Source organism: Actinomadura latina NBRC 106108 (assembly GCF_001552195.1).
GTDB classification, from domain to species: Bacteria; Actinomycetota; Actinomycetes; order Streptosporangiales; family Streptosporangiaceae; genus Spirillospora; species Spirillospora latina.
Genome location: NZ_BCQS01000013.1, coordinates 258,144 through 278,024 on the forward strand (window position 1 = coordinate 258,144; position 19,881 = coordinate 278,024).

The following is a 19,881-nucleotide window of genomic DNA, read 5'->3' on the forward strand; positions in this document are numbered from 1 at the left end:
GTCATGCTCCTCGCTGTTCGGTGTGGACGGAGTCGGGGTCTTTTTCGAAGGTTTCGAGCAGGAAGCGCTCCTGCGGCTTCTCCGAGGCGGTCTTCGGGATCCGGTCGAGCACCTGGACGTACGCCGGCACCGCGCCCGGCTCCAGGCCCGCCCGGCAGGCCCGGAACACCGACTGCGGGTCGAACGCGGCGCGGTCGCGGGGGACGGCGGCGGCGACCACGTCCTTCTCCCCGGGCGCCCCGGACGCCGCCGGAACGCCGTACACGTGCACGTCGTCCACGTCCGGGCACTCGGCGACGACCTTCTCGACGACCGCGGGGGCGATGAACTCGCCGTTGTGCCGGATGCCGCCGCCCTTGCGGTATTCGAAGTACAGCCAGCCGTCCTCGTCCTGCCGGACGACGTCGCCCATGTGCAGCCAGCCGTCCCGGCATTTGGCGGCCGAGTCGTCCGGCCGGTCCCAGTACCGCACCGCGAACGGCGTGTGGTCGGCGTTGCGGAACAGCAACTCGCCCGGCACCCCCGGCGGGCAGTCGCGTCCTTCCTCGTCGACGATGCGGTGCTCCAGGCCGGGTGCCGGCCTGCCGATGCTGCCGACCGGGCCCTCCCCGACCGGTTTGATGGTGAGCCCGCCTTCCGCCGCGCCGTAGAACTCCAGCAGCCGTACGCCGAAACGCTTCTCGAAGTCGTCCCACAGGGCGGCGGGCATGCCGGACGAGATCACGACGCGCACCGGGTTGTCCGCGTCGCCGGGGTGCGGCGGCTCGGCGTAGACGGCGGTCGTCATCCCGCCGAGCAGGGCGAACGTCGTGCACCCGTACCGGCGGGTGATGTCCCATAGCCGGGACTTGGTGAAGCGGCGGGACAGCACGCAGGGCAGCCCGGCCGCCAGGGACGCGCCGAGGGTGACGAGCTGCGCGTTGGCGTGGGTGAGCGACAGGCCGGAGTAGGGCCGCTCGTCCGGGGCGTATCCGAAGATGAGCGGGGCGAGGGCGGCCGTGTCGCAGAAGCGGCGGTGCGTCATCACGATGGCCTTCGGGTCGCCCGTGGTACCCGAGGTGAAGATGAACTGCATCGGCCGGTCGGGGTCGCCGCCGGCGATCGGCAGCTCCGTGGGGCTGTCGATCAGCGCCTCAGGGTAGCGCCGGACGGTGAGCCCGGCCGGCAGGCTCGGCGCGTCCCCGGCCGGCGGCGCCTCGCCGGTGTCCAGCACCACCGCCCACCGCAGGCCCGGCGCGTCCGGCAGCGCGCTCGCCAGCCCGTCCAGCGCATAGTCGGCGGCGATCACGCCGCGGCAGCCGGTCGTGCGCAGCATGAACGCCAGCCGGTCGCCGCGGGCGCGCGGGTCGATCGGCACGAACACGGTGCCGGAGATCGCGGCGGCCACCATCGCCTCGACGAACTCGGCGTGGTTGGCCATCAGCAGGGCGAACCGCTCCCCGGCGGCCATGCCGAGGCCGAGCAGCCCGCGGGCCAGCCGCTGTGCGTTATCCCACAGGTCCAGGTAGTCGCGCACCTCGTCGGGGTGCGCGCCGCCGCCCTCGACGGTCAGCACGGGCAGGTCGGGACGGACGTTCGCGTGCTCGGCCACGATGTGGGCCAGGGTCCGCCCGGTCATCGCGTCTCCCTCCGCAGGACGCTGACCACGATGGCGCCGACGTCGCCGCCGATGAATCCGCCGCCGTTCTCGGCCAGTGCCGTCCGCGCCCCGGCCACCTGCCGGGCGCCGCAGCGCCCGCGGAGCTGATCGGCCAGCTCGACGATCTGGCCGGCGCCCGAGGCGCCGATGGGGTGCCCCTTGCGCAGCAGCCCGCCGGAGGTGTTGACCGGGATCCGCCCGCCGACCTTGGTGTCGCCGTCCTCGATCAGCCGGACGCCCTCCCCCTTGGGCGCCAGCCCCAGGTACTCGTAGTGGACGAGTTCGGCGGGCGACGAGGCGTCGTGGAGTTCGACGACGTCCAGGTCGCCCGGGCCGACGCCGCCGGTCTCGTAGGCGGCCCGCGCCGCGTACTCGACCGCCGTCGGGTCGGCGCCGGCGGGCTCGTGGTCCCAGCCGGACGCCAGCACCGAGGACAGCACGCGGACGCGGTCGCGAAGGCCCAGTTCGGCGGCCGTCCGCTCGGAGACGAGCACGATCGCGGCGGCGCCGTCCCCGATCGGTGAGCACATCGTGAGCGTCAGCGGGTCCACGACCATCGGCGCGGCGAGGACGTCCTCCACGGTGAGCGCCTTCTGGTACTGCGCCTTCGGGTTGAGGCTGCCGTGCACCGAGTTCTTCGCGGACACCATCGCGAAGTGCCGCGGGGTCGCCCCGTGCTCCCGCATGTACGACCGGGCGAGCTCGGCGTACAGGTCCATGAACACGGATCTGCCCTGGCCTTCCGTACCGGCGCCCGTCGCCGACTCGGCCTCGGCCGCCTTCCGGGCCAGCCACGCCATCGTCTCGGCCGCGGCCTCCACGTCGATGGCGCCCTGGAAGACCGAGAAGGTCCGGAGCTTGTCGGGGTGGTGGAGCTTCTCGAAGCCGGTGACGAGGACGACGTCGTAGACCCCGGCCGTGATCATGGCCGCCGCCTGGTGGAAGGCGGTGGCCGATGTCGCGCAGGCGTTCTCCACGTTGACGACGGGGATCCGGCCGATCCCCATGCCGCGCAGGACGACCTCCCCCGGGATCAGGACCTGCCCGGTGACGACGCTCGCGGCGGCGTTGCCCATGTAGGCGGCCTGGATCCGGCCGCGGTCGAGCCCGGCGTCCTTCAGCGCCGCCTCGATCGCCTCGGCCGCCAGCGATTTCAGGCCGCGGTCCAGGAACTTGCCGAACCGTGTCATTCCGACGCCCGCGACGTATGCGCGCATCTGCATCAGGTCCTCCTCTGGGCGAAGTGGTGAAGGCCGGTGGGGTTCACAGCAGGGACGGGTCCACCAGCCGGGATCCGCCCTTGATCGCCAGCAGCTCGTTGCAGCCGTCCTCGATGAGCGAGGCGCGCGCGTCGCGCAGCAGCTTCTCCATCGGGTACTCCCGGCTGAGCCCGTTGCCGCCGAAGATCTGCAGCGCGTCGTCTGCCACCTCGAAGGCGATCCGGGTGGAGGTGATCTTCGAGGCGATCGAGCCCTGCAGCGCCGGCACCGGATGCGTCAGGTTGTGCAGGAAGACCTGGCGGGCCAGCGACCGCGCCAGCTCGACCCGGCGGAACATGTGGAAGAGCCGGGCCCGCACGTTCTGGTGCCGGATGATCGGGACGCCGCCCTGCCTCCGTGTGTGCGCGTAGGCCAGCGCCAGCCCGTACGCCTCGCGTGCGACTCCCGTGAACACCGCGCCCATCGAGGCGTTGGCCTCGGCCAGGATCGAGTAGACGGCGCCCTGGTACTGGTCCGGCCCGGCGAGCACCAGTTCCGGCTCCAGTTCGACGCCGTCGAAGAAGATCTCGCCTTGGTTGAGGGAACGCTGGCCCAGCTTGTCGAGCGGCCTGCCCCGGGACACGCCTTCGCGGTCGAGCGGAACGAGCAGCACCATGCCGGGGCGGGGCCCGTCGCCTTCGTCGCAGGCGGTGTAGAGGATCGCCACCTGGGCGATGCAGCCGTTCGACACCCACGCGGACTTGTGGCCGTCGAGGACGATGCGGTCCCCTTTGCGGACGGCGACCAGGTTGGGCTGCCCGTAGTCGCCCTCCGCGTGGAAGGCCGCCCCGTCCGCGTCGAGCATGTCGGAGCCGTGGTCGGGTTCGGTGATGGCCCAGCAGCCGAGGAGCGACTCGGGGTACTTCTCCAGCAGGTCGCGCCGGCCCCACGCGGTCATCATGAGGCTCGGCAGCATGCCTGCGCCGATGGTGATGGCCAGTCCGGCGTCGGCGGCGCCGAGTTCCTCCCACAGCGCGGGCAGGAGCACCGGTAGCTCGTCGGGGGGAAGCTGCATGATCGTCGAGGCCGTGACGCCGAGTTCCCCGAACGTCCGGAGGAACGGCCACAGCGGCGAGTCCGCGGCGATGACCTCCGCGGGTTCAAGCCGGTCGAGGAGGGTTCCGGTGGGACGGACGTGCCCGTCGGCGAAGCTCCGGACCAGGTCGAGCAGGTCCTGCTGGCCGGCCGTCAGCGGTGCGCCGAGGCCGGTGGGCGGCAGCGCGAGGTACTCGGGTACCTCGGGGATGCCGATGGCGTCAGGGTTCACGTCGGTCCTCACTTCAGCGTGCATACGGGGAACGTGCGTGCCGGCGGCGGAGCCGGTGAGCGGGGTGGGCGATCGGATCGGTGATATGCCGCAGAGCGTAGGAAGGACCGAATCCGCTGCCATTGGGACGCCGTCCCGAACATTCACCGAGGCATCGGGCGCAGCGCACGAAATCGAAATCGTCACAGCCCGGGTCGCTGTTCTCCGGGGCCGCGGCTCCTACCATCGCCGTATGGACCTCAACGTGCCGGTGCATGGTCCGGTCGCGAAAGCCGTCGCCGCGCTCGATCCGAGGATCGGCGACATCACCGGCGAGATCGTCGCGAACATCCTCGACGAGAACCCCCGGCTCCGGGAGGACCTGGACCTCGTCGACCTGCTGTCGGCGAGCGTCGAGGCGAATGTGACCACCGCGGTCCACGTGATCGGGCACGGCATCCCGATCGAGCGGGTCGAGGCTCCCCCGGCCGCCGCCGAGTACGCCCGCCGGCTCGCCCAGCGCGACATCCCGATCAGGCTGCTCATCCGCGCCTACCGGCTCGGGCAGGCCGTCTTCACCCGATGGTGCTACAACGAGCTGGTCGCCCACGTACCCGACCGGGACACCGCACTGGCGGCCGGACAGGCCTTGAACCAGAGCGCGTTCGTCTATATCGACCAGGTCACCGAGTACGTCGTCACCACGTACACCCGCGAACGCGAGCAGTGGCTCCGGTACGCGGACGCGGCCCGCGCCGAGCAGGTCCGCTCACTGCTCGAAGGGGGCGCCGAGGTGGACGTCCGGGCGGCCGAGGCGGCCCTCGGCCATCCGCTGCACGGCACCCATCTGGGCCTGGTCGCCTGGATCGGCGACGCGGGCCCCGGCGGCGAGGGCAGTGCCCTGGCCAGGGTCGAACTGGTGGCACGGCGGGTCGCCGAACGCCTGGCCGCGTGCGGCCCGCCGCTGGTGATCCCGCGGGACGAGTCCAGTGCGCGGGCGTGGCTCCCGCTGCGGTCGCCGGTCCGCCTCGTTCCGGAGTCCTTCGACGACGTCCTGGCGGGGCGGGGCCGCGGGATCCGGCTGGCCGTCGGCGAACCCTCCCCCGGCGTCGAGGGCTTCCGCCGGACGATCCGCGAGGCGGAGCGGGCCCGGACGGTCGCGGTCGCGGCGGGGCTCGCGGGCCGGCCCGTGACGCTGTTCGGCCGGATCGCGCCCGTGGCGCTCATGGCGGCGGACCTGACCGGTACCCGGGAGTGGGTCGCGCGCACCCTCGGGCCGCTCGCCGCCGACGACGACCAGAACGCCCGGCTGCGGGAGACGCTGCACGAGTTCCTCGCCTCTCGCGGCAGCTACCTGGAGACCGCCAAACGGCTCACGCTGCACAAGAACACGGTCCTCTACCGTGTGCACAAGGCCGAGGAGGTGCGCGGCCGCCCGGTCGGGGACGACCGGCTGGAGGTGGAGCTCGCGCTGTTCGCCTGCCGGTGGCTCGGGCCGTCCGTGCTCTCCGCTCCCGCACCCTCCGGTGGGACGCCCCACCGGAGGTGAGCGCGGAGCGAGGTCAGGCGCCGATCCGCTCGACCGTTGGGTCGGGAGGGTGGTGTCGCACTCGATGATCTTGGCGTGGAGGATGGCGGCGCGGCGGGCGGAGAAGTCCTCCACCAGGCGCACGTCCCGAAGACACGATCCAGGGCGGGACGCAGGTGTCATTCGCTGCTGAGGACGTCCGCGACCGGGCGCCGACGGCTGTGCAGGCGGCGTGCCACGTGGCCGAGGCGCAACACCATCTGCGGATGCCCGCAGACGAGGTCGCGGCGTACCGCCGCCCGCAGGTGGGGCAGTTCCAGCGGCTGCGTGTGGAAGGCCGCGCTCACGTCCAGCGTCGCCGCGTGCAGCAGCACATGCTGGAGCGCCTGACCGGCGAGCAGCCAGTCCACCCGCCTGTCCTCCCGAGTGGTCAGCACCGCGACCGTCCCCACGGCCGCAGGGGCGGCCCTGCGGTCGAGTTCCCGGTCGCCCGCATCGCGCTCGTCCTCCCAGGGTGCACCGGCGGCGAGGTCTCGCGAGGGGAACTCCAGGCCATCCGCCTGAGCCGGGGAGGAGCCCATCGCGAGGCCGTCGACGCGCCCGCTGTCCGGCGGGGCGGTCCAGGCCAGCAGCTCGCCGAGAATACGAGGATCGCAGTGCTGGGCGGCCTCTGCGGCCTGGACGTGCTCGGCCAGGTGCCGGCACTGCGCCTCGTCCTTGACGACGCGGAGGCCGGCGCCCTCGTACCGGGCGATGCCGGTCAGCACGGTCGGCAGCATGGGCGGCAACGGGGTCGCCAGGAATCGCCCGCGGTGCGTGTGACGGCGCGGGATCGTCCGGTACAGCAGATCCTCGTAGGGCCGCGGGGCCGTCCTCGTCCCCCAGGTGACCCGGGCCAGCAGGTCCGGGTACGCCGGATTGGGCAGCAACCGCACCTGCGGAGTGAAGCCCAGGCGCCGTACCGCCAGCCGTGCATTGAACAGGGCCGCACCGCAGCTGATGAGCATCTCGCGTCCGCCCGGGTCGGCGATCGGCAGCCGGCGCGCCGGGTCGGCCCACAGCTCCAGCCCGTCGGGGCGCTCGACGAACCGCCACGGCTGGGTGTTGTGAAGGGACGGCGCCAGAATGGCCGCGCGGGCGACGAAGCGTGCCGCCAGATCGGTCCTTCCGGTGCCGAAAGGCTTCGCGGACGTGTCCCGGCGCTCCGTCGGGAATCGTGTGGCGTTGACCATCTCGATGACCTCCAGCCGTGAGGGTCCGGCACTTACAGCCTGCTGGGCGGACACCGGGGCGGCATCGTGTCCAAAGTCCCCTCTGCCAGGACCTTCGGCCCCGCGCCCGGCCTCTTCCTGCCGGGCAAGCCGAGCCTCAGCGCGTGTCACCGTCCGTGCTGTGCTCGGCGGCGCCCAGGACGGCGGCTCGGCCGGCCTCCAGGCGGGCGATAGGCACCCGGAACGGCGAGCAGGAGACGTAGTCCAGTCCCACCCGGTGGAAGTACCGCACGGACGCCGGGTCCCCGGCGTGCTCACCGCAGACGCCCAATTCGAGATCGGGCCGCCGGGCCCGGCCCTCCGCCGCGGCGATCTCGATGAGGCGGCCGACGCCGTCGCGGTCCAGGGTCTCGAAGGGCGAGGCGCCGAAGATGCCCTTGTCCAGGTAGACGGCGAAGAATTCGCCTTCGACGTCGTCCCGGGAGAAGCCCCAGGTGGTCTGGGTGAGGTCGTTGGTGCCGAAGGAGAAGAACTGCGCGGCCCCGGCGATCCGCCCGGCGGTGAGCGCGGCCCGGGGCAGCTCGATCATGGTGCCGATCGGCATGTCGATCGCGGCGCCGGTCCGTGCGGCCACCTCGGCGAGCACCCGTTCGGCGTCCGCACGGACGATCTCCAGCTCCCGCACCGCGCCGACCAGCGGGATCATGATCTGCCCGCGCGGGTCGCCGCCGGCCCCGGCGCGTTCCGCGGCGGCCTCGGCGAAGGCCCGTACCTGCATGGCGAACAGTCCGGGGACGGCCAGGCCGAGCCGGACGCCGCGCAGTCCCAGCATCGGGTTCTGCTCGTGCAGGCGCCGCACGGCGGCCAGCAGCCGTCGGTCGTGCTCGACGGGCTCGCCCCGGGCCTCGGCGACCGCCACGCGCACCGACAGTTCGGTCAGGTCGGGCAGGAACTCGTGCAATGGCGGATCGAGCAGTCGCACCGTGACCGGCAGGCCGTCCATCTCCGCCAGGATCGCGGTGAAGTCCGCACGCTGCAGCGGCAGCAGGGCCGCCAGTGCCTCTTCCCGTTCGGCGTCGGCGCCGGCGAGAATCACCCGTTCGATGAGCGGGCGCCGTTCTCCGAGGAACATGTGCTCGGTACGGCACAGGCCGATGCCGCGCGCCCCGAAGCGCCGTGCCCGCGCGGCGTCCTGCGGCGTGTCGGCGTTGGCCCGGACCTCCAGCCGCCGGACGGCGTCGCCGTGGGACAGTATCCGGTGCACCGCCAGCACTATCTCGTCCGCCTCCGGGCCTCGCGGGTCGAGCTCTCCCTCGAAGTACCGGACAACCGGGGACTGCACGACCGGCAACTCCCCCAGGTACACGGCACCGCTGGAACCGTCCACGGAGATGACATCCCCTTCGGCCACGACCACTCCCCCGGGGCCGGTGAACCGGCGACCGGCGGTGTCGACTTCGAGGTCCTCCACCCCGCACACGCAGGTGGTGCCCATGCCCCGGGCGACGACGGCGGCATGCGAGGTCTTGCCTCCGCGGCTGGTCACGATGCCCGTGGCGGCGATCATGCCGCCGAGATCGTCGGGGTTGGTCTCGCGGCGCACCAGCACGACCCGCTCACCGCGGCTCGCCCGTTCCATGGCGGTCGGTGAGTCGAACACCGCCCGGCCGACCGCGGCGCCGGGCGAGGCCGCGATCCCGGTGGCGATGGGGCGGGCGCCCGAGCCCGCCGCGAAGCGGGGGAACGCCAGCCGGCCCAGCTGGTCGCCGCCGACCCTGGCGACGGCCTCGTCCATGTCGATGAGTCCTTCGTCGGCGAGCTGGACGGCGATCCGGAAGGCGGCCTCGGCCGTGCGTTTGCCGACGCGGGTCTGCAGCATCCACAGCTTGCCGCGCTCGATGGTGAACTCGATGTCGCACAGGTCGCGGTAGTGGTTCTCCAGCGTCCGCATGACCTGGAGTAGTTCGTCGTAGGCGCGCTTGTCGATGTGCTCCAGTTCCTGGAGCGGCACGGTGTTGCGGGTCCCGGAGACCACGTCCTCGCCCTGGGCGTTCCGCAGGTAGTCGCCGTAGACGCCCGCATGTCCCGTCCCCGGGTCCCGGGTGAACGCCACCCCCGTGCCCGAGTCCGCGCCCAGGTTGCCGAACACCATGGCCATGACGTTGACCGCCGTGCCGAGTCCGTCCGGGATGTGCTCCCTCCTGCGGTATAGCCGGGCCCGCTCCCCGTTCCAGGAATCGAAGACCGAGCGGATCGCCATGTCGAGCTGCGTGCGCGGATCCTGCGGGAAGGGTCCGCCCGTGGCGGCGAGGACGATGTCTTTGAACTGTTCGACCAGGACGTTCAGCTCCTCGACGCCGAGGTCCACGTCGGCGGTGACGCCCTTGTGTCGTTTGACCCCCTCAAGCGCGTCCTCGAACCGCTCCCCGGGCACGCCGAGGACGGTCTTGCCGAACATCTGGATGAGGCGGCGGTAGGAGTCCCAGGCGAACCGGGTGTCGCCGGTCCGCGCGACCAGCCCGGCCAGCGTCACGTCGTTGAGGCCGATGTTCAGGACGGTGTCCATCATTCCCGGCATGGAGAACTTCGCACCGGAACGCACGGACACCAGCAATGGATCAGCGGCCTCCCCGAGGACCCGTCCCGCCTTTGCCTCCAGGGCGGCCAGGTGCGTGCTCACGGCCTCCCGCAGTCCCGCGGGTTCCCGGCGCTCGGCGAGGAACGCCCGGCACGCCTCGGTCGTGATCGTGAAGCCCGGGGGGACCGGCAGGCCGAGACCGGCCATCTCGGCGAGGTTCGCGCCCTTCCCGCCCAGCAGATCGTTCAGGTCCTTGCCGCCTTCGGCGAAGTCGTAGACGAGCTTAGGCACGGGTGTCTCCTCCCGCTCGCCGCCGATCACGGCGAGATCGGCGTCCGAGTCCGACTCTGCCTGAGGCGTCCTCCGGATCCACGGGGCGAAGGTCCCGCAAAGGCCTCGAAGGACGTCCCCGACCGGCGGGGCCGGGGGTCATCGGGTCCAGAGCACCGCATGATGGTGGGTTCCATCGGAAGCGGCCGCGGAGTATCCGGCGAGTTGTCCGTGATCGTTGATGCCGTAGGCCGCAGCCGAACCACCGGCGGGCAGCCTGGGCAGCGGAACCGCCCGGCCGTTCCGCCACACGATGGCGTCGGCCGTAGATGGCGATGCCCTCGGCGAGACCGACGATCACCATCGCGCGCCCGAACAACTCGGGCCGCTCACTCATCGCCGCCAGCGCCGCAGCGCCGACGTAGGCCACCGCGATACCGGCGCCGATGGCGGCCCCGGCGACGGCGATTCCGGTGCCGAGATAGCGATGCGACGGCGTGGGCCGTCATCACTTCTGCGGACATGAGCCGTCCGCCTCCTCTGCGATCATGGGAATGTGCCAGGGCCGGAACGGACGGCCCTGGCTTCGGAAGAGCCGCGAGAACAGCTCGTAGTACTCCAGCCGGAGCGCCTGCACGGCGGCGACGAGCGCCTCCAAAGCGAACGTCACGGCGGTGCCGGCGGCGAACACGACGAGGGCCAGGACCGCGAACGCTCCTCCCCGCTGCCAGACGATCACTCGCGTGGGGATGCCGGATGGGTGAGTGCCAGCCGTTGGAGTTGCGGAGTGCATGGACGATCGCGACCGGGCAGGGCGCGTGCTGTACCAGGGCGTGGCTGACGGATCCGAGCAGGCCGCGGAAGCCGCCCGGTCCCCGCGCTTGTGTCCGGCACCGCGGGCACTCGCGAATCGAGAACGAGAACCTCGCACGTGACCGAACTGGCCTCTCCCGGGAAGACCTTCCATTCGAGGCCGGCGCTTCCGTCCGGAAGACCTTCGAGAACACCTGCCACAAGAACAGCGAAACCAGCGGAGGACCCATGAACGACGAGCTGCAGTACCTCGATCCGGCCGCCTGCCTCACGCTCGTCCAAGGGGTGGCCGTCGGCCGGATCGCGTGGGCCGAGGAGGACGACACCGTCACCATCCTGCCGGTCAACTTCGTCTTGGACGGCGAAGCTCTGGTCTTCGCCACCGCCCCAGGCGCCAAACTCGACGCCATCCGCGGAGGACGCCCGCTCACCTTCGAAGCCGACGACCTCGAACCGGCGCTCAGGACGGCTTGGAGCGTGCTCATCTCCGGCCACGCCGAAATCGTCACCGACCCGGAGGAGATGGAACGCCTCCGGAACCTGCCTCTCACCCCGTGGATTCGTTCTCCCAAGCACCTCTTCGTGCGGCTGGCCCCCCGTCACATCAGCGGACGCCGCATCCCCCTGCACGCCGGCGGTGTCACAACCGAACACATCGACCCCACAGACGAACCCGCGTGATATCGCCCCCAGGTTGGTGACGGTGCACACCACCGGCAGTGATGCGGCGCAGAGGACCTTCGTCTCTGACTCCGCCCGCCGCAACCGCGGCCCTCTGGGTCCCCGAACTCATCACCGGCCGCGGCATCGTCTGCGCCGCCCAAGCGATCGTCACGCCTTGGGCCCCTGGTCGGCTCGGTTCCGGGAGGCGAAGGGTACGCGGCATGGCCATCGGCGATCGCTTCGGAGAGTTCCATCAGCCGCGACTGAGTCGCCTCCAGCCGCTCGCCGAGGAGTCCGGCGAAGCGGCGCGTCAGTTCGACGGAAGAGCCACGACCGGCCCAGCACCGAACCCGGGCCGAAAGTGTCGATGACAACGGGGCCGCGGCCGGGCACGTGCAGTGCAGGCCGGCGCTCCTCATGCCCGTCAGGAACGGTTCACGCGCAATATCTGCACTGGTCACAGCGCTCATTCGGCAGCCGCCGCAGCTGGGCCTCCCGCACCGCCCAACGCAAAGACTTGACCACTCGCTCTACTGCGCCTGCTCGTCACTGATCGGTGCGTTTGAGGACTCGCACTACGCAATGTCGCCAATGCTCGGCCTTGCGCCGGCGGCTATGACGCACATGCTGACACGCAGCAGGACGCCCGCCGCTGGGCGGGCGTCCTGGAGGATTCCGTCGGCTACTTGAGGAAGGGGAGCCTTTCCACCAGCGGGGTCTTGCCCCACCAGCGGCCGAGTCCCAGGGTGTCGCCGGCGCTGACCAGGGCCAGTCCGACGATCAGGAGTGCGTAGATGATGTGGTCGTCCATGAAGACGTTGTTCTCCGGAGGAAGGACGGCCGTCCACATCAGGACCAGCAGCGCCGCGCCGCCGGCGGCCGCGACCCGCATCCCGATGCCCAGGATCAGTGCCGCGCCGACCCCGGCCAGCCCGATCATGAACAGCCAGTCGGCCCAGGCCGCGCCGGCCAGGTCGTTGTAGAACCCGGCGAACGGGCCCTTGGGTGCGTGCGCCAGGAACCCCTCGGTGGGGCTTCCGCCGTCCAGCCAGCCCTTGCCGGCCGGGGTCGCGTGGCCCAGCCCGAACAGCTTGTCCACGAACGCCCATGCGAACACCCAGCCCAGCGCCAGTCGCGCGGCCGCCCAGATGTAGCGAGCGGCGGGCGTCTCGGTCAGCGGCTTGGGGGCGACCACGCGGATCAGAGTGCTCCGCCTCACGTGCGTCTTGTGCTCGGAGACTGCCATCGCCGTCTCACCTTCCATCACATCGCCTTGGTTTCTTCACCTCCTACTCAACGCCGTCCGCGGCCGGTGATTTAGATCCGTTTGGCGCACGATCAACGGGACGAAGGTCCCCGCGTTCGGCGGTATGTGGGGACTGAAGGTCCTCCCGGACGCGGGCCCCGCCTCCGCAGGTGTCACCGCCGAGGTCTAGCGCCGTCTAGGGCGCGTTGGGGGACAGCATCAAGAGCGCGCGACAATGTGGGCGCGCGCGGACCGCCGGTGATCCGTGACGCTGCCGCTGGATGACGGTGTCGTGCAGGTCCTTGGCGATCCGGTCGCGATCCTCCAGCAGCGCCAGCAGCTCGTCCGTCCATCGAGGTCATCTCCGTACTTCCGCCTTACCGGTTGGGGTCGCCAATTTCAAAGGCATGGGTTCGCCTATGCGCAGGACCTTCGGCCCTGGGTGTGCTCGAACGGGCAGCGCAAGCTGGGAGTAGAAGGAGGTGCGGCCATGAACATCGGGTATGCCCTCGTGATCGCCACTCCCGGCGATGGCTGGGGGCACATGGGAAACGGCGGCTGGTCCGGCTGGATGTGGCTGTGGGGGACGGCGATGGTGCTGTTCTGGGTCGCCGTGATCGGCGCGGCGGCCTGGCTGGTGGCCCGTGCCGCAGCGCCGCGTCGCACGGGGGCTCCGGGCCCCGGGAAGCCCGGGCTGGAGCACGCGCGGGAGATCCTCGCCGAGCGTTTCGCACGCGGCGAGATCAGCACAGAAGAGTACGACGAGCGGCTGGCCAAGCTGGACGGACGGAACGTCCGCGCTTGACCGGTGCCGCGTCGACACAGGGGCCGAAGTGCAAGTCCCGACGAGAACGGACCGCCAGGAGGGAACATGGCCGAGCAGCCGCCGCTGGAACAGCGCCCTGCCTCCGAGTTGATGACCCGGGACCTGCTGACCGTCGCCGCGAGCGAGTCCGTGCTGATGGCCTGGGAGCTGATGTGCAAGGCCGAAGTGCACCATCTGCCCGTGACCGATGACGAGGGCGGCTTCGTGGGCGTCGTTGACGCGCAGACCCTGACCTCGATGTGGAACGCCGCCGTCCCGCAGCATGCCCGCCGGCCCGTGACGACCCTCCTGCCGTCCTGGCCGCCCGTGACGGTCCGGCCGTCGGCCACGGTCCGCGAGGCGGCGCGCGCCATGCTCGAATCCGGCAAGGACTTCATACCGGTGACCAATGACCACGGTGCCCTGGTCGGCCTGATCACCGCACGAGACCTGATCGGCGCACTCGCCGGCGCGGAACGCGACATCGCTCCGGCAAGCGGAGGCATGCCGTCCCTCTACCGGATCGAACCGGTGCTACCGAGCACTCCGCCGGCGCACCCGGGCTCCAGCGGCATAGTGCCCGACTGAGCGAGCCCCGTCCCAGGGGGCCAGACCGTGTTGTCAGGTGGCGGGCCGATGCTGCTGGACGATCGCCACCGCGCACGGGCATGGTGCAGCATCGCCGAACTCGTCGCGCCCGCATCGTCGGATTCGTGGACGAGCGCCTCGGTGACGGGTTCGCGCCTGAGCAGCGTGGAGGCCTTCCCGCTCGCTCCCAGGTCGCGGGCCCGGGGGGCGCCCTCGCACAGCAGGGTCTCACCCGCTCGCCGACATCCTGCGGCAGCTCGGCTACGAGCACGGCCCCGACCTGGCCGCCAGGACCATCGCCGCGCTCCAGCACGGCCGTACGACACCGAGGAGTGGAAGCATCCGGAGGCCGACCAGGTCCCTCACCTGTGGGTTTCGCTCAGATCCGAGCCGAGGGAGGCACCATGAGCACACTGGAGCGGCGCGAAACGCGCGGCATCTTCCCCGAACTGTTCGACTGGATCGAGTCGCCGTTCACCGTGTTCCGCACCGGAACCGGCCAGACGATGCGGGTCGAGAACTACGTCGACGAGGGCGACCACGTCATCCGCGCCGAACTGCCCGGCATCGACCCCGACAAGGATGTCGAGATCACCGTCACCGGAGACGTCCTGCTCATCCACGCCGAACGCCACGAAGAGAAGAAGGAGGCCCACCGGACGGAGTTCCACTACGGCTCCTTCACCCGGTCCTTCACCCTCCCGGCCGCCACCGAGATCGACGACATCAAGGCCTCTTACGACAAGGGCATCCTCACCGTCCGCGTGCCGATGCCCAAGGCCGCCAAGGCCGAGGCCAAGCGAATCACCGTCGAGAAGTGACGACCCGGAAGTGACGACCCGTCGAGCGGAGAGCATCGCATTGAGCGCTCAATCGATGCCCTCCGTTCTCGTCGGCCATTCTCATTGGCGCGGCACGTCTCGTCGGCACCAGGGCTGACGTCCCTGCCCGGCCGCCCCCAGCGCCCAGCGGTCCATGCCCATGACGAAGCCGAACTGCACAATGCCCCGCTCCTCATCCTGCGCTCGGCGGCGCCGGCGGAGTCAGCACGTCATAGCGCGCGCCCAGAAAGAGATGAAGCGGGAGACGTCCTGCGCTCAACGGGCATCCGCAGCACTCTGCGCTTCCAGTGCCGAAGGTCCCCTTCCCGACGCAGCACCGCGGACGCACGCTCCGACGATGGTCCCTGGCGTCGCCCACCCGGCTTCACCGAGCCTGGAGGGGTCGCGGAGCCAGGTCGGCCGGAGAGAGTCCCCGACCGACCGGCTCAATCAGGCAGGAGACGAGATGACCACCCCGGTTGGAATCAATGGATTCGGACGCATCGGGCGCAACTACCTGCGCTTGGCGCTGGAGCGCGACCAGGAGGTCGCCGCGATCAATGACGTCACCGACACCGCCACGCTCGCACACCTGCTCAGGTATGACTCCACCTACGGCCGACTCGGCCGGACGGTCGAGCACGACGACGCGGCACTGATCGTCGATGGCCGCCGCATCCCGGTCACCGCCCACCGCGACCCCGCCGACCTCGCCTGGGACGCCGTCGGCGCCGAGATCGTGATCGAGTCCACCGGCAAGTTCCGGCGGCGCGAGGATGCCGCCGCACATCTGAAGTCCGGCGCCCGCAAGGTGATCCTCTCTGCCCCCGGCAAGGACGTGGACGCCACGATCGTGATGGGCGTCAACGAGCGCGTCTACGACCCGGACCGGCACACCGTCGTCTCCAATGCCTCCTGCACGACCAACTGCGTCGCCCCCATGGCCAAAGTGCTTCACGACACGTTCGGTGTGGCCAAGGGCTACATGACCACCGTCCACGGCTACACCAACGACCAGAACCTCCTCGACTCACCGCACAAGGATCTGCACCGCGCGCGCTCTGCCGCCGTGAACATGATTCCGACCAGTACGGGCGCCGCCCGCTCCGTCGGCGCGGTGATCCCCGAGCTGGCGGGACGGTTCGACGGCATGGCCCTGCGCGTGCCCGTCGAGGACGGTTCCCTGGTCGATCTGGCCTGCCTGCTCGACCGGCCGGCGACCGCCGAGGAGATCAACGAGGCGTTCGCGCGGGCCGCCGACGGCCCGCTCGCCGGGATCATCCGGTACAACACGCACCCGATCGTGTCCCGCGACGTGATCGGCGACCCGGCGTCCTGCGTCTTCGACGCCCCGCTCACCCAGTCGAGCGGCGACCTGGTGAAGGTGTTCGGCTGGTACGACAACGAATGGGGCTACACCTGCCGCCTCGCCGACCTCGTCGACCACGTCGCCGCCCGCCTGTGACGGCGCCCCGATCATCTCCGCCGTAGCGTCGTCGAAGCACACGATGTGATCTACGAAACTTTGTAGTGGCCGCGGTAGATTTTCGCGCCCTCGGTGGGTAGTGTTCCTGTCATCGAAGAGAGACGAGTCCAGAAGAACCGGCAGAGGACGAACTGCCGGAAGGCATGGATGACGCCGACCGGGCGTGCTGGGGCCAACGCAGTGAAAGGGGCTCCGGCAGCGGGTCGCACCGGCGGCCAGAGGGCTGCCGGGAGCAAGAGAACGCAAGAAAACGCAGTACACCGAGAAACACGCAGTACCGGTAGTGATGTCGAGGAAAGGAGGGTTCGGCGCCATCGGGATCGCCCGCTGCAGGCTCCAGTCACGCCGCACGGGTACCGCAGCTCCACAGATTGGACGGTGGTCTACGGTCACGCATCCGCGATCCCCGGGTCTCCGCCCGCGTTCGGGCGGCTGACACGGAAGACCGGCCTCTCGAGGCCAGTAGATGGTGTTGTTCCTCTGGGCCCCGGCGCCGCTGTTAGGCGCCGGGGCCCCTGTCGTCGTTGCTGCCGCCCGACCCACCCGCCTAGGCAGTATGGAAGCTTTGAGTGAAAGCACCCCGGCCGGCCCTGACCGGCGACCAGCCAGACCAACTCGACGACCGGCTTGAAGACAAGTTCGAGGACGAGGACTACCCCGCCTACAGCATGGGCCGTGCCGCGGAGATGCTGGACGTCACCCCGGCGTTCCTGCGCAGCCTGGACACCGCCCGGCTGATCGTCCCGCAACGCTCGTCCGGCGGGCACCGCCGCTACTCCCGCTACCAGCTGCGCCTGGCCCAGCGGGCCCGCGACCTGGTCGACCAGGGCACCCCGCTGGAGGCGGCCTGCCGCATCATCATCCTGGAAGACCAGCTCGCCGAAGCGAAGAGCATCAACGCCCAGCTCCGGCGGGAGGGCGCAACGCGGCGCCCGCCCCAAAGCCCGGCCCAGTAGGCGAAGGGCTTCACCGGACCGCCTCGTTCGTGTATTCGGTGGGGACGCTGAGGGCGGGGACGGCGGTGTCGTCCAGGAGGGGTTACAGCAGGGCCCTCATCCGTCGCAGCCCGCGGGTGGTGCGCGCTTTGACGGTGCCGAGCGGGATCGCCAGCCGGTCGGCGATCTCCCGCTGGGTCAGCTGCCCGAAGTGGGCCAGCACGATCGCCTGCCGCTGCGGCGCCGGAAGCCCGGCCAGCGCGTCGCGCAGGTCGCAGGCGGCGTCCACGGCGGAGGTGGCGTCGGGCACGCCGACCGTGTCCTCCAGCGGCACCGACCTGCGCGAGTGCCGCGCCTCGGCCCGCAACTGGTCGATGGCCCGCTTCCGGGCGATGGCCAGGACCCACGGCTCCAGGCCGCGTGCCGGGTCGAGACGTCGGCGTGATCGCCAGACGTCCAGGAAGACCAGCTGGACGACGTCGTCCACGGCGTGGTCCGGTACGAGCCTTCCCGCGTGGCGGCGGACCAGGGGGCCGAGCACGGTGTAGCACTCGGTCAGCGCCGTCTCGTCGCCTTGGGCGAGCCGCTCTGCCAGGGTCATGCGGTCCCGAATGCCCGGGAAAATCGCTTCAAAACTTGTTCATAGTTAAGAGTGGGTGAAGTAGCGACAAGGCAGCGCAAACCGAATGGCCCCGGCACCGAGTGCCGGTCAGAACGCTCCGAGCAGGGACGTCAGTTCGGTGACGGCTTCGGGGAGGGCCGTCACCGGCACGGCGTGCGCCGGCAGCCGGTCGCGCGCCCAGCCGGGCCCGCCGACCACCAGGCGGTGCGGCGGACGGGTCGCCGGCAGCTCCGCCAGCCATGCGGGTTCGCCGGTCTCGGCGGTCTGCGACCAGACGAACACGGCGTTCGGTCCGGCCCTCCGGATCGCGGCGGCCAACGCCGCCGGCGGCACGCGCGCCCCGAGGACCAGCGCGTCCACACCGGCCTCGGCCAGCGCGGCGGCCAGTGCGTGCACCGGCAGGCTGTGCTGCTCCTCCGGCGCGCAGGCGAGCAGCACCGGACGCGCGTTGACCGGCCGGGCGGGCGGCGCCGTCTCCGCCAGGCAGCCGAGCAGCACCGTGGACAGCAGATGCTCGACCTCCACGCACTCCCCGGACGCCGCGTGCTTGCGCCCGATCCCGGCCAGTACCGGCACGATCAGACCGTCCCACGCCCGCACGACCCCGTCCCGGCGCAGCGCGGTCCGCACGGTCTCGGCCAGGGCGGGCCGGTCCAGCGCCATCGCCGCGCGGGCCAGCCCCCGTACCGCCGCGGCCTGCCGCCCGCCTCGTCCGGGGCCGGTCTCGGGCAGGGGGACGCGGTTGCCGCCGGCGCCGTGCGCGCGCGCGGGGGGAGGCGCGCCCGGAGGCGCGCCCAGCGCGGCGCGGGCGGCCTCGCGCGGCGGCGCACCGGCGAGGATCCGCCGCTGCATGACCTCCAGCCGCGCCAGGTCCGCGGACGTGTAGCGGCGGTGGCCGCCCGGGCTGCGTCCGCTCGGGCCGATGCCGTACCGGCGGTCCCAGGTGCGCAGGGTGGACGGCGCCACGCCGAGGCGCTGCGCGACGGCGCCCACGCCCAGCCCGGCCTCCTGGTCCGCCGGCCCGCCCATGCGTCCGCTCCCCTTCGTCCCACCCGAGTTGCAAAGCGTACGATCTGCCAGGTCTTCGCCGGAACTCCATGCGCCGGTTTCACCTCGGCGCCCGGGACGCGTGCAAGTGCCGCCGCCCTGGGAAGAGGCGGGCCATGAAGTCGACGAAGAAGCCGGAGCGGCGGCCGGCGGCCGGCGGGTGGCGGACCTACGCGGCAACGGCCGCCGCCGTGACGGCGGCCGCGGCCATCGGATCCAAGGCGGTCAACGCCAACAGCGTCTGGTACCAGTCGCTGTCCAAGCCTCCGTGGCAGCCGCCGCCCTGGGCGTTCGGGCTGGTATGGACGCCTTTGTACGCCTCGGTCGCCTGGGCGGGCGGACGCGCCCTGCTGCGGGCGCGGGGACGCCGCCATCGTGCGCTGGCCACCAGCCTCGGAGTCAACCTGCTGCTGAACACCGCCTGGAACCATCTGTTCTTCGGCCGGCGCAGCACGAAGGCCGGGCTGGTGGGGACGGTGCTGCTCGACCTGAGCAACGCCGACCTGATCCGCCGCACCGCCGCCGTCGACGCCGCGGCGGCCGGGGCACTGGTCCCGTACGCGGCCTGGTGCACGTTCGCGACCGCACTGAACGCCGACATCGCACGTCGCAACCGTTAGACCGCCGACGGCGAGCGCCGGGGCCGAGTACCCGGGCCTGCGGGTCCTTCAAAGGGTGTATGGCGGGCAAAGTCCGCTTCAGGTGCGCTTGTGCAGGTCAGAGGGGGGTACGAGCTGATCGATCAAGGGGGGAATATGATCAACACTCTGCACAAGCGGGGCATCAAGTCCAGCGTCATGTACACGGCGGGCATCGCCTCGATCGGCCTCGCTTTCGCCTCCTGGGCGGCGTCCAACCGGCTTGAGGACGCGGGCCTGGAGCGCGCCGACCGGTGGGGCATCTTCATCGGCGAATGGGCCCCGACGTTCTTCGCCATGGGTCTCGCCCTCCGCATGGAGGAGACACGCGACGAGGCCGGGATGGGGACATCGGGGCAGCGCGCCTCGATGGACGAGAGGGCCGCCACGTCGCCATCCGCCGCCATGCGTTAATCGCGGCGATTCCCGGCGGACCCGGCCGCGCCTCCGGGCCCTGTGCAACCGATCGGCCGCCCGGTTCCGAAG

General features: G+C 71.2%; 19 protein-coding genes and 1 pseudogene. 9 read left to right on the forward strand and 11 right to left on the reverse strand.

All coding sequences use genetic code 11. From position 1 onward, the window contains the following. Position 1: 1 nt before the first annotated feature. Genes AL2_RS20510 through AL2_RS20520 form a run of 3 tightly spaced genes read right to left on the reverse strand, consistent with a single transcriptional unit; the run spans position 2 to position 4,165 of the window. Positions 2 to 1,618 carry an AMP-binding protein gene (locus AL2_RS20510; RefSeq protein ID WP_067635733.1) on the reverse strand — a complete coding sequence of 539 codons (1,617 nt, stop codon included), beginning with the start codon at positions 1,616 to 1,618 and terminating at the stop codon, positions 2 to 4. After that, the gene (locus AL2_RS20515; protein ID WP_067635735.1) at positions 1,615 to 2,862 is read right to left on the reverse strand and encodes a thiolase family protein; all 1,248 of its coding nucleotides are present in this window, start codon (positions 2,860 to 2,862) and stop codon (positions 1,615 to 1,617) included. The genes AL2_RS20510 and AL2_RS20515 overlap by 4 nt, the downstream gene beginning before the upstream one ends. Before the next feature lie 40 nt (positions 2,863 to 2,902). Beyond that, positions 2,903 to 4,165 (reverse strand): acyl-CoA dehydrogenase family protein, encoded by a 1,263-nt coding sequence (locus AL2_RS20520; protein WP_210748469.1) that lies wholly within the window; start codon positions 4,163 to 4,165, stop codon positions 2,903 to 2,905. Positions 4,166 to 4,397: 232 nt separating this feature from the next. On the opposite strand from AL2_RS20520, the gene AL2_RS20525 reads away from it, so the two are divergent. Beyond that, on the forward strand, positions 4,398 to 5,693 hold the full coding sequence (locus tag AL2_RS20525; protein WP_067635739.1) for a PucR family transcriptional regulator: 1,296 nt from the start codon (positions 4,398 to 4,400) through the stop codon (positions 5,691 to 5,693). 158 nt (positions 5,694 to 5,851) lie between these two features. On the opposite strand, the gene AL2_RS20530 is transcribed toward AL2_RS20525, so the two are convergent. The 5 genes and pseudogenes from AL2_RS20530 to AL2_RS40125 all read right to left on the reverse strand — a co-directional run. Next, positions 5,852 to 6,958, reverse strand: coding sequence for an Acg family FMN-binding oxidoreductase (locus AL2_RS20530; RefSeq protein ID WP_245666775.1), 1,107 nt, complete (start codon positions 6,956 to 6,958; stop codon positions 5,852 to 5,854). Between the two features lie 82 nt (positions 6,959 to 7,040). Then, a complete protein-coding gene (gene ppdK, locus AL2_RS20535; protein ID WP_157438259.1) occupies positions 7,041 to 9,752 on the reverse strand; it encodes a pyruvate, phosphate dikinase in 2,712 nt (903 codons plus the stop codon). Then, positions 9,745 to 10,200, reverse strand: a complete 456-nt coding sequence (locus tag AL2_RS40120; RefSeq protein ID WP_218003687.1) for an ATP synthase subunit C — start codon at positions 10,198 to 10,200, stop codon at positions 9,745 to 9,747. The genes ppdK and AL2_RS40120 overlap by 8 nt, the downstream gene beginning before the upstream one ends. Before the next feature lie 39 nt (positions 10,201 to 10,239). Beyond that, positions 10,240 to 10,470: a hypothetical protein gene (locus AL2_RS39305; RefSeq protein WP_067635743.1), complete on the reverse strand. Its 231-nt coding sequence runs from the start codon at positions 10,468 to 10,470 to the stop codon at positions 10,240 to 10,242. Between the two features lie 64 nt (positions 10,471 to 10,534). Next, positions 10,535 to 10,879: pseudogene (locus AL2_RS40125) on the reverse strand (hypothetical protein); the annotation flags it as partial. On the opposite strand from AL2_RS40125, the gene AL2_RS20545 reads away from it, so the two are divergent. Beyond that, positions 10,773 to 11,225, forward strand: coding sequence for a pyridoxamine 5'-phosphate oxidase family protein (locus AL2_RS20545; protein WP_067635745.1), 453 nt, complete (start codon positions 10,773 to 10,775; stop codon positions 11,223 to 11,225). The pseudogene AL2_RS40125 and the gene AL2_RS20545 sit on opposite strands and share 107 nt — an antisense overlap. A gap of 664 nt (positions 11,226 to 11,889) precedes the next feature. Here AL2_RS20545 and AL2_RS20550 read toward each other — a convergent pair. Beyond that, on the reverse strand, positions 11,890 to 12,453 hold the full coding sequence (locus AL2_RS20550) for a DoxX family membrane protein (RefSeq protein WP_067635919.1): 564 nt from the start codon (positions 12,451 to 12,453) through the stop codon (positions 11,890 to 11,892). Between the two features lie 490 nt (positions 12,454 to 12,943). Between AL2_RS20550 and AL2_RS20555 the strand changes: the two genes are divergently transcribed. The 5 genes from AL2_RS20555 to AL2_RS20575 all read left to right on the forward strand — a co-directional run bounded on the left by AL2_RS20555 (position 12,944) and on the right by AL2_RS20575 (position 17,109). Then, positions 12,944 to 13,258 (forward strand): SHOCT domain-containing protein, encoded by a 315-nt coding sequence (locus AL2_RS20555; protein WP_067635747.1) that lies wholly within the window; start codon positions 12,944 to 12,946, stop codon positions 13,256 to 13,258. Between the two features lie 66 nt (positions 13,259 to 13,324). Beyond that, entirely contained in the window at positions 13,325 to 13,846 is a 522-nt protein-coding gene (locus AL2_RS20560) for a CBS domain-containing protein (protein WP_067635749.1), read from the forward strand. Positions 13,847 to 14,250: 404 nt separating this feature from the next. Beyond that, complete coding sequence (locus tag AL2_RS20565) at positions 14,251 to 14,667, forward strand: Hsp20/alpha crystallin family protein (RefSeq protein ID WP_067635751.1); 417 nt, start codon at positions 14,251 to 14,253, stop codon at positions 14,665 to 14,667. A 466-nt stretch (positions 14,668 to 15,133) separates the two neighbouring features. Then, positions 15,134 to 16,132, forward strand: a complete 999-nt coding sequence (gene gap / locus AL2_RS20570) for a type I glyceraldehyde-3-phosphate dehydrogenase (RefSeq protein ID WP_067635753.1) — start codon at positions 15,134 to 15,136, stop codon at positions 16,130 to 16,132. A gap of 689 nt (positions 16,133 to 16,821) precedes the next feature. After that, positions 16,822 to 17,109, forward strand: coding sequence for a MerR family transcriptional regulator (locus AL2_RS20575; RefSeq protein WP_083946733.1), 288 nt, complete (start codon positions 16,822 to 16,824; stop codon positions 17,107 to 17,109). An 82-nt stretch (positions 17,110 to 17,191) separates the two neighbouring features. Here AL2_RS20575 and AL2_RS20580 read toward each other — a convergent pair whose 3' ends face one another. Both AL2_RS20580 and AL2_RS20585 read right to left on the reverse strand, forming a co-directional pair. Further along, on the reverse strand, positions 17,192 to 17,689 hold the full coding sequence (locus AL2_RS20580; RefSeq protein WP_067635755.1) for an RNA polymerase sigma factor: 498 nt from the start codon (positions 17,687 to 17,689) through the stop codon (positions 17,192 to 17,194). Between the two features lie 108 nt (positions 17,690 to 17,797). Next, positions 17,798 to 18,739, reverse strand: a complete 942-nt coding sequence (locus AL2_RS20585) for a MerR family transcriptional regulator (RefSeq protein ID WP_067635757.1) — start codon at positions 18,737 to 18,739, stop codon at positions 17,798 to 17,800. Between the two features lie 134 nt (positions 18,740 to 18,873). Here AL2_RS20585 and AL2_RS20590 point away from each other — a divergent pair, with 134 nt between their 5' ends. Further along, positions 18,874 to 19,377 (forward strand): TspO/MBR family protein, encoded by a 504-nt coding sequence (locus AL2_RS20590; protein WP_067635758.1) that lies wholly within the window; start codon positions 18,874 to 18,876, stop codon positions 19,375 to 19,377. Between the two features lie 135 nt (positions 19,378 to 19,512). Continuing rightward, entirely contained in the window at positions 19,513 to 19,809 is a 297-nt protein-coding gene (locus tag AL2_RS20595; protein ID WP_067635923.1) for a hypothetical protein, read from the forward strand. Positions 19,810 to 19,881: the final 72 nt, after the last annotated feature.